The sequence below is a fragment of the Nocardiopsis endophytica genome, from assembly GCF_027706725.1.
In the GTDB taxonomy this organism is placed as follows: Bacteria; Actinomycetota; Actinomycetes; order Streptosporangiales; family Streptosporangiaceae; genus Nocardiopsis_A; species Nocardiopsis_A endophytica.
This window is the reverse complement of record NZ_JAQFWQ010000005.1, coordinates 14,304-27,842: the sequence shown is the minus strand read 5'-3', so window position 1 is coordinate 27,842 and position 13,539 is coordinate 14,304. Positions and strand designations below refer to the sequence as shown.

The 13,539-nt window shown below is 71.6% G+C and carries 14 protein-coding genes; 5 read left to right on the top strand and 9 right to left on the bottom strand.

The window, feature by feature from the left end:
* Window positions 1–2 precede the first annotated feature (2 nt).
* From rhmD to O4J56_RS02795, 3 genes are all read left to right on the top strand, one after another.
* Window positions 3–1,175, top strand: a complete 1,173-nt coding sequence (rhmD, locus tag O4J56_RS02805; protein WP_270683464.1) for an L-rhamnonate dehydratase — start codon at window positions 3–5, stop codon at window positions 1,173–1,175.
* Between the two features lie 34 nt (window positions 1,176–1,209).
* Entirely contained in the window at window positions 1,210–2,067 is an 858-nt protein-coding gene (locus O4J56_RS02800) for a fumarylacetoacetate hydrolase family protein (protein WP_270683463.1), read from the top strand.
* A gap of 129 nt (window positions 2,068–2,196) precedes the next feature.
* Entirely contained in the window at window positions 2,197–3,597 is a 1,401-nt protein-coding gene (locus O4J56_RS02795; RefSeq protein ID WP_270683462.1) for a GntP family permease, read from the top strand.
* Window positions 3,598–3,602: 5 nt separating this feature from the next.
* On the opposite strand, the gene O4J56_RS02790 is transcribed toward O4J56_RS02795, so the two are convergent.
* Complete coding sequence (locus tag O4J56_RS02790) at window positions 3,603–4,478, bottom strand: LysR substrate-binding domain-containing protein (RefSeq protein ID WP_270683461.1); 876 nt, start codon at window positions 4,476–4,478, stop codon at window positions 3,603–3,605.
* 103 nt (window positions 4,479–4,581) lie between these two features.
* On the opposite strand from O4J56_RS02790, the gene O4J56_RS02785 reads away from it, so the two are divergent.
* Window positions 4,582–5,070: a GNAT family N-acetyltransferase gene (locus O4J56_RS02785; protein ID WP_270683460.1), complete on the top strand. Its 489-nt coding sequence runs from the start codon at window positions 4,582–4,584 to the stop codon at window positions 5,068–5,070.
* Between the two features lie 5 nt (window positions 5,071–5,075).
* Here the strand turns inward: O4J56_RS02785 and O4J56_RS02780 are convergent, their stop codons facing one another.
* Window positions 5,076–5,507, bottom strand: a complete 432-nt coding sequence (locus O4J56_RS02780) for a YjdF family protein (protein WP_270683459.1) — start codon at window positions 5,505–5,507, stop codon at window positions 5,076–5,078.
* Window positions 5,508–5,913: 406 nt separating this feature from the next.
* Here O4J56_RS02780 and O4J56_RS02775 point away from each other — a divergent pair, with 406 nt between their 5' ends.
* Window positions 5,914–7,335 carry an MFS transporter gene (locus tag O4J56_RS02775; protein ID WP_270683458.1) on the top strand — a complete coding sequence of 474 codons (1,422 nt, stop codon included), beginning with the start codon at window positions 5,914–5,916 and terminating at the stop codon, window positions 7,333–7,335.
* A gap of 69 nt (window positions 7,336–7,404) precedes the next feature.
* Here O4J56_RS02775 and O4J56_RS02770 read toward each other — a convergent pair whose 3' ends face one another.
* The 7 genes from O4J56_RS02770 to O4J56_RS02740 all read right to left on the bottom strand — a co-directional run bounded on the left by O4J56_RS02770 (window position 7,405) and on the right by O4J56_RS02740 (window position 13,466).
* Window positions 7,405–8,595 (bottom strand): DUF418 domain-containing protein, encoded by a 1,191-nt coding sequence (locus O4J56_RS02770; protein ID WP_408639073.1) that lies wholly within the window; start codon window positions 8,593–8,595, stop codon window positions 7,405–7,407.
* Window positions 8,596–8,744: 149 nt separating this feature from the next.
* Complete coding sequence (locus tag O4J56_RS02765) at window positions 8,745–9,758, bottom strand: protein-L-isoaspartate O-methyltransferase family protein (protein ID WP_270683457.1); 1,014 nt, start codon at window positions 9,756–9,758, stop codon at window positions 8,745–8,747.
* 19 nt (window positions 9,759–9,777) lie between these two features.
* Window positions 9,778–10,131 (bottom strand): lasso peptide biosynthesis B2 protein, encoded by a 354-nt coding sequence (locus O4J56_RS02760; protein ID WP_270683456.1) that lies wholly within the window; start codon window positions 10,129–10,131, stop codon window positions 9,778–9,780.
* 59 nt (window positions 10,132–10,190) lie between these two features.
* Window positions 10,191–10,415 (bottom strand): PqqD family protein, encoded by a 225-nt coding sequence (locus tag O4J56_RS02755; protein ID WP_270683455.1) that lies wholly within the window; start codon window positions 10,413–10,415, stop codon window positions 10,191–10,193.
* A 44-nt stretch (window positions 10,416–10,459) separates the two neighbouring features.
* Window positions 10,460–12,130, bottom strand: a complete 1,671-nt coding sequence (locus tag O4J56_RS02750) for an albusnodin/ikarugamycin family macrolactam cyclase (RefSeq protein ID WP_270683454.1) — start codon at window positions 12,128–12,130, stop codon at window positions 10,460–10,462.
* Between the two features lie 177 nt (window positions 12,131–12,307).
* The gene (locus tag O4J56_RS02745) at window positions 12,308–12,448 is read right to left on the bottom strand and encodes a lasso RiPP family leader peptide-containing protein (protein WP_270683453.1); all 141 of its coding nucleotides are present in this window, start codon (window positions 12,446–12,448) and stop codon (window positions 12,308–12,310) included.
* Between the two features lie 172 nt (window positions 12,449–12,620).
* Window positions 12,621–13,466, bottom strand: coding sequence for a helix-turn-helix domain-containing protein (locus tag O4J56_RS02740; RefSeq protein WP_270683452.1), 846 nt, complete (start codon window positions 13,464–13,466; stop codon window positions 12,621–12,623).
* Window positions 13,467–13,539: the final 73 nt, after the last annotated feature.

Genomic DNA, 13,539 nt, shown 5'->3' with positions numbered 1-13,539 from the left:
GCATGGAGCGCACCATTGCGCACGTCCGCGCGTTCACCGTGCGCGGGAAGGGCGCCGACTACCACGACCAGGACGGCCACCACTGGATCGACGACCACATCGCCACACCGATGTCGGTCTACCCCGAGTACCGGCGGTCCCGGCGCAGCTTCGGCATCGACGTGCTGGGCACGCTGGTCGTGGAGGTCGAGGCCGACGACGGCACCGTGGGCTTCGCGGTGACGACGGCCGGGGAGATCGGCGCCTGGATCGTCGAGCGGCACCTGTCGCGCTTCCTGGAGGGGCGGCCGGTCACCGACATCGAGCGCATCTGGGACCAGATGTACCGGTCGACCCTGTTCTACGGGCGCCGGGGCGTAGTGCTCAACGCCATCAGCGGCGTCGACCTGGCCCTGTACGACCTCCTGGGGCGGCTGCGCGGCGAGCCCGTGTACGCGCTCCTGGGCGGGCCGGTCCGCGACGAGCTGCGGTTCTACGCCACCGGCAGCCGCCCCGACGTCGCCCGAGAGCTGGGCTTCATCGGCGGCAAGATGCCCCTGCACCACGGCCCGGCCGAGGGCGAGGAGGGGCTGCGGCGCAACCTCGCCGAGCTGGCGGAGATGCGCGGGCGCGTCGGCGACGACTTCTGGCTGATGTGGGACTGCTGGATGTCCCTGGACCTCGACTACGCGGTGCGGCTGGCGCGCGAGAGCGCCGAATACGGGCTGCGGTGGATCGAGGAGGCGCTCATCCCCGACGACTACTGGGGCTACGCCGAGCTCAAGCGGCGGGTCCCGCCGGGGGTGCTGGTCACCTCCGGCGAGCACGAGGCGACCCGCTGGGGCTTCCGGCAGCTCCTGGAGACCGGGGTCGACGTCATCCAGCCCGACGTGGGCTGGTGCGGCGGCATCACCGAGCTGCTGAAGATCTCGGCCCTTGCCGACGCGCACGGGGCGATGGTCGTCCCGCACGGGTCGTCGGTGTACTCCTACCACTTCGTGGTCACCCGCACGAACAGCCCGTTCGCCGAGTTCCTGATGATGCACGAGACCGCCGAGCAGGTCGTGCCGATGTTCTCGCCGCTGCTGCTGAACGAGCCCGTCCCGGAGAACGGGCGGCTGCGCGTTCCCGACACCCCAGGCTTCGGCGTCGAGCTCAACCCCGACGTCGAGCGGAACCGCCCCTTCCCGCACTAGTCCCGCACCAGCCCCGCACGAGGAGAGACCGACCATGCGATTCATGAGGCTCGGAGAGCCCGGCGAGGAGATCCCCGTCGTGGTGGACGCCGAGGGCCGCAGGCTCGACCTGCGCCCGGTGACCCGCGACATCGACGGCCGTTTCCTGGCGAACGGCCTGCCCGCGGCGCGCGAGGACCTGGAGTCCGGTGCCCTGGAGCCGCTGGAGGGCGCCGAGGCCATGCGCGTCGGCGCGCCGATCGCCCGGCCGACGGCGGTGCTGTGCATCGGCCAGAACTACGCCGCGCACGCGGCCGAGTCGGACAGCCCGCCGCCCGAGGTGCCCATCCTCTTCTTCAAGCACCCCAACACGGTGGTGGGCCCCTACGACGACGTGGCGGTGCCGCCGGGCGCCGAGCGCGTGGACTGGGAGGTGGAGCTGGGCGTCGTCATCGGGCGGCGGGCCCGCTACCTGGACTCGGCCCAGGAGGCGCTGGAGCACATCGCAGGGTACGTCACCAGCAACGACGTGTCCGAGCGGGAGTACCAGACCGCGCACTCGGGCGGCCAGTGGTCCAAGGGCAAGTGCGCCGAGACCTTCAACCCGGTCGGGCCGCAGCTGGTCACCGCCGACGAGGTCGACCCGCAGGACCTGCGGCTGTGGTCGCGGGTCAACGGCGAGCCCCGGCAGGACTCCAGCACCTCGGACATGATCTTCACCGTCGCCGAGATCGTGCGGCACCTGTCCCGGTACACGGTCCTGGAGCCGGGCGACCTCATCAACACCGGCACCCCGCAGGGCGTCGCCCTCTCGGGGCGGTTCCCGTACCTGCGCTCCGGCGACGTCATGGAGATCGGCATCGACGGCCTCGGCGAGGCCCAGCGGCAGCGCCTGGTGGGCGCGCGCCTGTGACCGGAGGACCCGCCGGCCCCGGCCCGGCGGGCCGTCCGCACCCTCCTGCGGCCCGCGCGCGGGCCCGGCAGAAAGGAGTCGGCCATGGCCGACGCATTCCCCCAGGCAGAGCGGCGGCGGTGAGCGACCGTGATCGACCTGCTCTGGCTCTTCCTCAGCATCCTGCTCATCGTCGCGATGATCGTCGGGATGCGGCTGCACCCCGCCGTCGCGCTCGTGATCGGCACCCTCGTCCTCGGCGTCCTCACCCGCGTCCCGCTGCCGGACCTGGCGGGGGTGGCGACCGGGGGCTTCGGCGAGCTGATGGCCGGGATCGGGCTCTCGGTCGGCTTCGGGGTGATCCTCGGGCAGCTGCTGTCCGACTCCGGCGGCGCCCGGAGGATCGCCCGCACCCTGGTGAACGCGACCTCGGAGCGGTTCGCGATGTACGGCGTGGCCGGTGCGGCGTTCCTGCTCTCGATCCCGGTCTTCTACGACGTCACCTTCGTCATCCTGGTGCCGCTGGCCCTGGCCATCGCCCGGGAGGCGGGCAAGCCCCTGCCGCTGGCGGTGGGCGTGGTGGCGCTGGGGGCGGGCACCGCGCACACGCTCGTGCCGCCCACGCCCAACCCGCTGGCCGCCGGGGAGATCATGGGGTTCGACCCCGGCATGATGCTCCTCGTCGGGGGTGTGGGCGCGCTGATCGCGGTGGTCCTGGCGGTGGCGGTGTACTCGTCCGTGCTGCCGAAGGTCTGGCGCCCGGCGTGGGACGAGGACCGTGAGGCGGTGCCCGCCGCGGTGGGCGGCGGGGGCGCCGGGGGCGGCGCCTCCGGGGCGGCGGAGGCGTCCGCCGGCGCCGGGGGCGGCGCCGCGGCCGACGGACGCGAGCCGGGCTTCCTCCTGGCGATGCTGCCGCTGCTCACCCCGATCCTGCTGATCTTCACGGGGACGGTGTGGACCGCGCTGGACGGCGGGATGCCCGGCTGGCTCGCCTTCGCCACCGACAAGACCACGGCCCTGCTGCTGGGCGTGCTGGTGGCCTATGCCGTGGCGGCGCGCACCATGGACCGGCAGGCCCGGGACGCCTCGGCGGCGACCGCCGTGCAGCAGGCGGGCATCGTGCTGCTGGTGACCGGCGCGGGCGGCGCGTTCGGGGCGGTCATCCAGGCGGCGGGCATCGGCGACCTCATCGCGGACTCGGTGTCGGCCTTCGGCGGCAACGTCGTTCTCGCCCTGCTCACCTGCTACGCGGTGGGCGTGGCGTTCCGGGTGGCCACGGGGTCGGGGACCGTCGCCTCCATCACGACCATGACGATCATGGCGTCGGTGGCGGGGGCGATCGGCGTGCACCCGGTGTGGGTGGCCATGTCGTGCCTGTCGGGCGCGCTGGCCCTGGGCCAGCTCAACGACAGCGGCTTCTGGATCGCCGTGAAGCTCCCGGGGTTCACGGTGTCCGGCGGGTTCAAGACGTACACGCTGGCGCAGACCATCGCGTCCGTGTTCGCCCTGGCGGTGTCCGTGGCGGGCGCCCTGGTGATCCCGATGGGCTGACGCCCTCACCGCCGTCCGAGGAAGGCCTCCACCAGCGGGCGGTCGTCGGACCGCCGCGTCGCCATCTGGATATGGCTCTCGGTCGGCCGCCCGGCCAGTTCGAGGCGGCGGGCGCCGTCCGGGAGCCGGTTCGTCACGCTGTACGGCGCGATCGTCACGCCGAGCCCGGTCGCCACGAACATGATGATGGTGTGCCAGTTCGAGCACTCCTGCGCGACCTGGACGTCCACACCCGCCTCGCGCAGCGGGGCCGTGTTCACGTCGAACGCGTGGGGGCCGTAGGCGCGCGGGAACAGGATCAGCGGGTCGGCCGCGAGGTCCCCCGCCTCCACGCGCTCCCGCCCGGCGACCGGGTGGTCGGCGGGGACGACGGCGACGAAGCGCTCCGATGCCAGGGGGAGCAGGTCCATGTCGTCCCGCTCTCCGGCGTCGCGCACGATCCCGACGTCGATCGTGCCGTGCTCCAGGGACGCCAGCACGTCGACCGTGAAGCCGTCGTGCAGCTTGACGTGCACGTCGGGGCGGCGCCGGGCGAAGGCGCGGAGGCGTTCGCTGAGGATGACGACGGCCGAGGAGATGTAACCGATGTCGAGGCGCCCCGCCTCGCCGCGGCCGACGCGGCCCGCCTCGTGCAGGTCGGCCGCCAGGCGCCCGAGCAGGTCGCGGGCCCGCGGCCGGAACGCCGTCCCGGCGTCGGTCAGGCGCACGCTGCGCGAGGTGCGCGTGAACAGCTCGACGCCGATGAGCTTCTCCAGCTGCCTGATCTGCTGCGAGAGGGCGGGCTGGGCGATGTGCAGGCGCTCGGCGGCGCGGCCGAAGTGCAGCTCGTCGGCGACGGCCAGGAAGTACCGGAGGTGGCGGAGTTCAACGCGCTGATCCATCGGCACAGCTTATCGATCACGCAAGAACACTGTATTGGACATATGGGTGGCCGCGGGGCGAGGCTGGCAGCACCGCCAACGGCACTGCACGAAGGAACACCTCATGCCTCACACCGCCTCGGTCGAGATCTCCTCGATCGCCTCCCAGCAGGACGCCGACGCCTTCCGCGCGCTGAACGAGGAGTGGATCACGCGCCTGTTCAGCATGGAGAAGGGGGACCGGGTCCTCCTCGAGGACCCGTTCGGCCACGTCGTCGAGCCGGGCGGCGACGTCCTCCTGGCCCGCGACGAGGACGGCACCGTCCTCGGAGGGGTGGCCCTGCTGCGCTACCCGGACGGGGTGTTCGAGCTGACGAAGATGGGCGTGCTCCCGGCCGCGCAGGGGCGGGGGCTGGGCCGCCGGCTCGTGGCGGCGGCGATCGACCGCGCCCGGGAGCTGGGCTGCACGCGCCTGTTCCTCGGCTCGCACAGCTCGCTGGCCCCGGCCATCCACCTCTACGAGGAGGCCGGATTCGTGCACGTCTCCCGCGACCGGCTGCCGCTGGACGACGAGTACTACGACCGCGCCGACGTCTTCATGGAGCTGATGTAGCGGCGTCAACGGCCCCGGCGGCGTGCCTTGCGCTTCGCCTCGCGCACGGCCCTGCGGTGCTCCTGCTCGTTGGCCCGGCGCTCCCGGGCCGAGGCCGTGCGCTCCTTCTTCCGGGCTTCGAGGCGTTCCCGCATCGCCTCGAACGCCGCGGTCGAGGGGCGGTCCCCGAAGCGCCGGGCGTCCTTGGCCCCCGCGCGGGCGGCCTTGTGGGCCCGGGACCGGTCGGCGCGGCGCAGCTCGTCGGCGGGGACCGGAGGGCAGGCGAGGGCGCGCTCGCGCAGGGCGAGGAAGTCGCGGCGGACGAACTCCATCAGCTCGGGGCCGGTCGGTTCGGAGCCGAAGACGTGGCGGGCGGCGCGCACGCCGTCCGCGTCGTCGAGTTCGAGGACTCCGACCCAGAACGGGTGCTCGAAATAAACGGTGAACCGGGCTCCCATGACGACCTCCAGGCACGCGTGTAATACGGACCTGGCGCATCTGGTTTCCGGAGCCGAGCGGACCGGACAACGGGCCGCCGACGGGGGCGGCCGCCCGGACTACCGACCGGGCCGTGAGGTTCGTGCGACCAGCGGCGCCGATGGTAGCCCTCATGGGACCGGTCCGGCACACGGTTTTCGGGGGGCCGCTCTCGCCCGGGGCCCACCACCGCGGTCCGTTGCTAGAATCCGCGGCATGTCTGGCGCTTCGAGCTCGGCCGCTTGCGCGGCGGTGACCCGGATGTCCCGCTAGCGGCGGGGCGTCCGAGCCACAGCACCACCCACCGGAACGTCCGGCCGCTTCGTGATCAGTCCGGAGCGGCGCTTTTGTGCTGCTCAGAATCCTTTCTGAGTTACGGAGCACCCGATGCTTCCAGGCATCCTCCCCTCACGCGGGCCGAGCCCGTCCCCGGCGCGCGCATGGCTGGTGCTGTGCGCGATGTCGATGCTGCAGTTCCTCATCGCGGTCGACGTGACCGTGGTCAACATCGCCCTGCCCTCGATCGGCGCCGGCCTCGGCGTCGGCGGGCACTCCCTGACCTGGGTCGTGGTCGGCTACACGATCACCGGCGGCGGCCTGCTGATGCTCGGCGGCCGCCTGGGCGACCTGCTGGGGCGCCGCCGCACGCTGCTGGCCGGGACCGCCCTGTTCGGCGCGGCCTCGCTGCTGGCGGGGCTGGCACCCTCGTTCGCCGTCCTGGTGGCGGCGCGCCTGCTCCAGGGGGCGGGCGAGGCCGTCGCCCTCCCCGCCGCGATGTCCACCATCGTGCTGCTGTTCCCCGAGGGGCCGCGCAGGTCGCGGGCGCTGAGCGTGTGGGCCGCGGTCGCGAGCTGCGGGCTGGTGCTCGGGTTCGCCCTGTCCGGGGTCATCACCGCCTCCCTGGGGTGGCGGTGGATCTTCCTGGTCGCGGTGCCGTTCATCCTGGCCGTGATCGTGGCCGTCCTCCTCCTCGTCGAGGACGACCGGCCCGCCCCGCACGGCCGGTCCCGCCTGGACCTGCCGGGCTCGTTCCTGCTCACCGCGTGCCCGCTGCTGTTCGCCTACGGCGTGGTGGAGGCCGGTGAACCCGGCACGAGCGCCTGGGTGAGCGTGTCGGCACTGGCGGGCGCGGCGCTGGCGGGTGCGGGGTTCGTGCGGGTCGAGGCGCGGTCCGCGCACCCGCTCGTGCCCCCGGGGTTCTTCGCCGACCGGGCCCGTGTCCGGGCGAACCTGACGACGGCCCTGCTCAGCGGGGCGCTGTCGACCTCGTTCCTGCTGTTCACGTTCTACCTGCAGGACCGCCTCGGGGTCGGCCCGCTGGGGGCGGGGCTCACGCTGCTGCCGCTGGCGGTCGGGCTGATCGGCGCTTCGGTGCTCGTCCCCCGGCTGCTGGGGCGGTGGGGGGTGCGCGCGTGCGTGCTGGCGGGCCTCGGCTCGGCCGCGGGCGCGATGGCGGTGATCGCGCTGGTGGCCGTGCTCGGCGGCGGAGCGGCGTGGCTGCTGCCCGCGATGCTGCTGATCGCCGCCGGGATGGGGCTCGGCATCGTGGGGCTGCAGTACATCGCGGTCAGCGGCACGACCGACGAGGACACGGGGATCGCCTCGGGGGTGCAGCGGGCGGCCGACCAGCTCGGCGGCGCCAGCGGCGTGGCCGTCTACGTGGGGCTCGGGTTCGCGCCCGCGCTGCACTCGGCGGACCCGTTCCTGGTCGCGGCGGTGCTCGCCGTCGTCGGGCTGGCCGTCGGCGCCTTGGTGATCCGGCGCGTGCCGACACCGACGGCCGAGGGCGTGCGGGCCGAGGCCGAGTAGACAGGGGCGCGCCGCCGCGTACCGCCATCGGCGGTGGTCGCGGCGGCGCGCCGCTCCTGTCCGCGGGCGCTATGCGGCCTGCCGGTCTCGGGTGCCGTAGGTGAGTCGTCGCAGGGCCACCTCTGCGGGGCCGCGCATGTCCGCACGGCGCATGAGGTCGGCGAGGACGACCGTCGCCGCCCACACCGCGATGCCGATGCCGACGCCCACCGCGGTGGAGACCTCCAGGCCCAGGCCGTAGGAGGCGAACAGGACCGCCCAGGCGACGGACTGCAGCAGGTAGAAGGTGAGCGACCGCTGGCCGAGCGCGGCCAGGGCGGTCGCCACCGGGCCGGGGCGGGGGCGGCGCGAGATACGCACCGCGACGAGCGCGATGAGCGCCGCGTAGCCGAAGCCTCCGGCGAAGCCGGTCACCTGGTGCAGGAGGGCGACCAGGCTGGCGGCCAGAGGGGTGGGGTCGGCCCACATCCCGTTGCGGACGAGCGCCTCGGGCAGCCCGCCGAGGACCGCGAGCGGGATGCCGATGGCGGCGGTGCCGCGCAGCAGCGGCAGGTACCGGTCCGGGTTCTCCAGGAGGCGGCGCCGGGCCGCCCACATGCCGATCAGGAAGGGGAAGACGGTGGCCGCCCCCATGAAGGCGACCATGAAGGGCCACATGGTGAGGCGGAAGAGGAACTCACCGGCGATCCCGGCGGGGATCTCCGGCGTCATGGCCGCGCCGTCACTGGCCAGTCGGGTGGCGAAGACGAACACGGCCGCGACGGCGAGGGCGGCGAAGGCGGTGCGCAGGAGTGCGCGGTCGGACAGCCGGAGGGTCCCGACGAAGACGAGGGCGAGCAGGCCGTAGACGGAGAGGATGTCGCCGAAGAAGAGCAGGGCGACGTGGACGGCGCCGAAGGCGAGCAGCCAGAGGCCTCTGCGTCTGAGCAGCTTGCGTGTCCAGGGCCAGTCGCGGCCCTGCTCGGTGCGGCGGCGGTGGATCTGGGCCAGGCCGTAGCCGAAGAGGGCGGCGAACATGGGGTAGCCGCGCAGGTCGGCGAGGACGGCCATGGTGCCGGTGGCCAGGCGGTCCCATAGGCCGCTGATCTGGGTGCCGACACCGGTGGAGATCTCGGCGAACAGGTGGGCGTGGGCGGTGGCGATGACGAGGAGCATGACACCCCGCGCCAGGTCGGGAGCGAGGGAGCGCTGAGAGGAGGGGAGCGCGCCGGTACCCCCCGGCGCGCGCTCGGAGGGTCGGGCCAGTGCCATGGAGGACATCGAGGAATTCCGTTCAGGAGGGGGACCGCCCCCTGGGGGACGCTGACACCCCTCGAAGCTAGAACCTGAACCTCGATTAAGGTAAAGAGATGACGGGATGTGACGGCCATCACCACCCCGCCGGGGAAGCCAGCCGACCGCCATGGGCCTCAGGACACGCGACAGATCGTCGCCCGCCATCCGTCCTCCGCAGGAGCGGTGTCGACGGGAAGGCTCTCCGTCTCCGGACTCCCCGCCTGATTCCACTCCTCCACGAGGTCGTGCAGACGCTTCAGCGCCGGTGAATCGGGGGCGTCGGCGATGATCCGAGCATCGGGGAGCACCCCCATCACCGCGATGTGGTCGCCGTCGACGACCCCGTATCCGACCCGGTCCCCCACACCGGCGGAGACGAGCCCCTCAGGGCTGCGGGCGATGAGCCACATGCGCAGATGGTCGGTGACCGGCCAGTCCAGGCCATCGACGGCGTCATGCAGGGATGAGCGAACGAGGGTGCCGAGCAGCTCGGCGGCGCGCTCGGGTCGGCCGCTCAGCCATGGCGCCGAGAGGTAGGCGTCGGCCTCGGTGTCCCGCGCAGCGGCGTCGTCGGCCTCGGAGCGCTCGTTGTCCGGCTCGGCCATCCGGACGTACGCACCCCGGTGCAGGCTCAGGTGCGCGGGCCGCCCCTCTTCGACGACAAAGGAGACCATCGCCGTGGAGTAGGTCATCGACGCCATGGCGAGAGGGTGGAGGACACGGCCGCCTTCCGCCGTCTGTCCGACCCATGTCCGAGGAATGCGGTCGGGGGTGGTCCAAGCGACGACACGGTCGAACGGCGCGTACTCGGGTACGCCGGAGATCCCGTCGCCGCTGATGGAAGCGATGTTGGCGTAGCCGGCCTCCCGGTGGAGCACGTCGGCACGCTCGATGAGCGAGCCGCGGATGTCCATGCTGACCACTGATCCGTCAGGCCCGACGAGTTCGGCCAGCAGCGCGGCGGACATCCCCGATCCGGTCCCGATCTCCAGGACGCGCATCCCAGGCCGGACATCGAGCACGCGGAGGTGCCGGGCGATCACCCCGGCAGGCGTGGTGTGGACGACGGCACGCCCGTCCCGGCCGCGGTAGTGGACCTCGTCCACCGCTTCGACAGCGGCGTCGACGGCGTCATGGGCGTGGATCATCCCGGCTCCTCCGAAAGTGTCAGATACGAATCGCGGCATATAGGGGCCGATCGGTGGCCCCGTCCTCACTCACCGGCCTGCCCTGGGCCTCGACCCATGCGTGGGGTTCGCAGGGGCTGAAGCGGGACCCGATACACCAGGTGAAACGGCGGCGCAGCAGGACGCCTGTCATGTGCGCCGCCAAGGAGTTCTCCAGGCAGGCCGCCCGACCTGGGTGATGGCGTGCCACGCGGTCAAGCGCCGCCAGTATCGCTTCGGCCTCTTCGCTTCCTACAAAGCGTGGCGTGACCACCGCTCCTGCCCTGGCCAGTGCCAGGCAGACCCGCAATGGGAACAGGCGGAGAACGGCGAGCGCGATCACGAAGCCGACCATGGCGGCGGCAAGGTACCCCGGAGTGGAGGGGGACGGAGCAGAGTCGAGTCGCCTTACTCTCATCGGCTCCCACCACCGTCAAGGACCAGTAGCTCGCGGGTGAGGAGGTCTTCCGCCAAAGCCCGAGTGTCGATCTCCACCATGGCCGGATCAACCCGGTAGTGGTCGGCGACGGCCGCAGAGGCCTCCTTAACGTCGCCGTCGGCGGACAGGTGGGCCCATATGTAGGCGGCTGTCGGGGAGAGAAAGGTCCATCGCCCACGGCCCCGAACGTCGAGGAGCATCGCTCCTTGCTCGCAGACGACCGCGTACACGTAACGGCTCGGCCTCACCCGCAATGCGCTCCTCCGCTTCCGTTCTCGACTCCACGGATCCACATCTCGAAGGCGATCACGGCCTCCAAAGCGGCGAACCTGCCGGGCGCGCCCGCCGCCAGGCGGTCGAGTTCCGCCCGTGCGGCGGCACCTTCGACGACCCCGTTCTGCTCTAGCCGGGAATCGGTGAGTATGGCGCGAAGACGGGGAGCGTTGGCGCGTAGTCCGGCCAGGGCGATGCCGTCATAGGCCCCTTTTGTGGTCCGCTGGAGAACGGCCTGAGGGACCGTTCCGGCCATGGCCGCACACAACAGTGGTTTCTGGGCCCGCAGATCCGCGCGCTGATGAGAGGGAATCGACAGGGCGGCGCGCACGACTCGCCCATCGAGGAAAGGAGCGTGGACGGGAAGCCCTATCGCGCGTTGAAGTGTGGTCAGTTCGGCCTGGTAGGCACCGTATTCGCGGGCTTCGGTCCAGGCCCTGCGCTGCGCGACCTCGGCTCGGGGGACGCGTGTGGTCTCGGCGGCTGTGCGTAGCCGCTCGGCCACCTCCCGACGCGCCGAAGGGGTCAGCAGCGCTGCGGCCCCCGTTCCCCCGGTCCAGGTGAAGCGGGAAGCGGCGCCGCGCTTTGGCCCTCGCCCGGCGTCAGCGCCCTCCACCTGGTCCGCCAACAGACGAAGCCCTTCGCCATAGGAGGTGCGGGCCAGCCGAACCGCGCTTCTCGCCACGCTGTGAACAGACAAGTGGCGTAGGCGTGCGTAAGCGGATACATGCGCGGCGAAGTCGCGCCTCCGGCGCAGCCTCCACAGCTCGGCGAGGGAGAAGGGAGGCGGCGAGAGCAGGGTGTCGGCGCCTGAGCCGGTGAGGTGGGCCTTCGCGGCGACCTCACTCGACCGGCGCGCGGCCTCCTGGTGGATGGCCCACCTGGGCGCGTCCGTACAGGGTTGGTCGGTCACCGGGGCCGTCTCCAGATGGTCGAAGAACCGCCCCATGCCGACGGTCTCATGGACCAGCCCATCCAATTCCTCGGCGGCGTGTCGCGCATAGTCGAAGTCATCACTGCGGTCGGCCGGACCCACACGGGTCAATGCGACGACCTTGTCCGTGAATCGGGTGGCGAGAGCAGTGACGGTGGTCGAGTCGAGGCCGCCGGACAGGTCGCAGGTCACCGTTCCGCCCTCGCGGACACGCACCTCGACCGCTTCGGAGAGGGCGTCCCTGAACTCGTCCACAGCCTCGCCGAAGTCGACGACGGCCGTCTCGTTCTCATAGGCCACCACGGAGGCCCCTTGGCGCTCGATGACCAAGACCGTCCCAGGCCGCAGGCGGTTCACTCCCGTGAATGCGGAACGGCCGACGATCACCTCGGGCACAAGGGGACACGTGAGAAGTGCGGCCAAGGCCGTGTAGTCGACCTCGGCCCCCGTCTTCCGTGCGAGGCAGCGGGCCGATGTCGACCAGACGACGCCGTCACGGGTACTGCTCCAGTAGACGGGGCGGGCACCGACGGCGTCACCGACGACGACGGTCCGCCCAGGGCGGTGGGCGATGACCCAGTAGGAACCGGGCCATCGCGTCAATGCCGCCCAGTCGTCGCGGTCGAACGCCGCCGAAGCGGCGGCGAGGACGGCGTCCTTCACATAGCAGTCGCCGACCACCGCGATCCGCAATGTGCCCTCACCCACCGTGCACACGGAGCCGGATCCGTGCACACGCACCGGTATTGACGACTCCCACACTGGGGTGCCCCCGATCGCGGGGCCGCCGAGGGCGCTCCCTGTCAGATGCATGCCGTATCCCCCACAGAAGCCGATAGGCGGGGTCGCTGCCACAGCGGTCGCAAGGCGGCGGCCCGACAGGGGTCAATCGAAGTAGCGGTTCTGGTCCTTGGTGTCCTCGGCGAACTTGCCGAGCGTCGATTCCGGAACCGATCCCATGTCCACCACCATGGGCGGCTCGTAGGCGTGCGGCAGTTCTGCGGATCCTGCGGTCTCGGGCTCCATGCCGACCTCCTCGATGCTGGAACCTCGGATGGCCGATCGGTCGGTGAACGATCGATCTCAGGCGCCCTCAGCGAGTGGAGAGGAACACCCCCAACTCACCGAAGACTTAACTGAGACTAAAGTGCGACTCACGATCGAGTCAAGCTCCGTCCCTGCCGTCGGTTCGCGACGACTACGGGAGGGCCGCAGCGACGTCCGCGATGAAGGTGCGGCTGTCGGCTTCGGTCAGCGCGTGCTCGCGCAGCACGGTGTGGATCGAGCGGTACTGGTCGACTTCGTCGGGCTCGGTGATGACGAGTTCACGGGTGAAGGTCTCCACGATCACCGTCGAGTCGTCCGCGATCTCGTAGAGCAGGAAGCCGTTGTCCTGAGCCTGCCCGAACGCATTCACGAGGGGAAGCACGCGCAGCTCGACGTTGGCCAGCGTACCGACGGTGAGTAGGCGGTCGGCCTGGGCGGCGAGGAGCACGGCGTCGAAGGGGTGCCAGCGCAAGGCGGCCTCGGTGATCACGAAGAGGAAGCGCTTGTCCGTGCGGTACAAGACCTCTTGGCGCTGCATACGCGCGGCGACGGCGGCGGGCACGTCCTTGGTCTCAGAGGCATCGGCCAGCGTCAGGACCTGTCGGGCGTATTCAGCCGTCTGGAGCAGGCCCGGGACGAGGGAGGGCTGGAACGACAGCACCTCACTGCTCCGCTCTTCGAGCGCTCCGACCTGCTGCTGCCGCTCCTTGAGGCCCTGGGCGTGAACGGCACGCCAGTGGCGGGACTCCACCAGCGCCGCCTCTGTCAGCTCCGCAGCCTGCTCCCGGGCGTTCAAGGGGATTCGACAGGCGTCGAGCCACTGCTCGACGTCGCCGACCGAAGGGCGGGTCCGGCCGTTCTCGATCTTGGAGACCTTCGACTGCGACCAGCCCAGGTCCCGGGCCAGCTCGTGGCCGGACAGCCCGCGGTCGAGGCGGGCGGTGCGCAGGAGCGAGGCGAGGCGGCGACGCGCCCCCTGTGTTCTGGCGCTTTCCAAGACTCCCTCAGTCCGAGTCTCGATCAAGTCGAGAATTATTCCCGACTTCTATCATAGTCTGTGTGCGATCGGG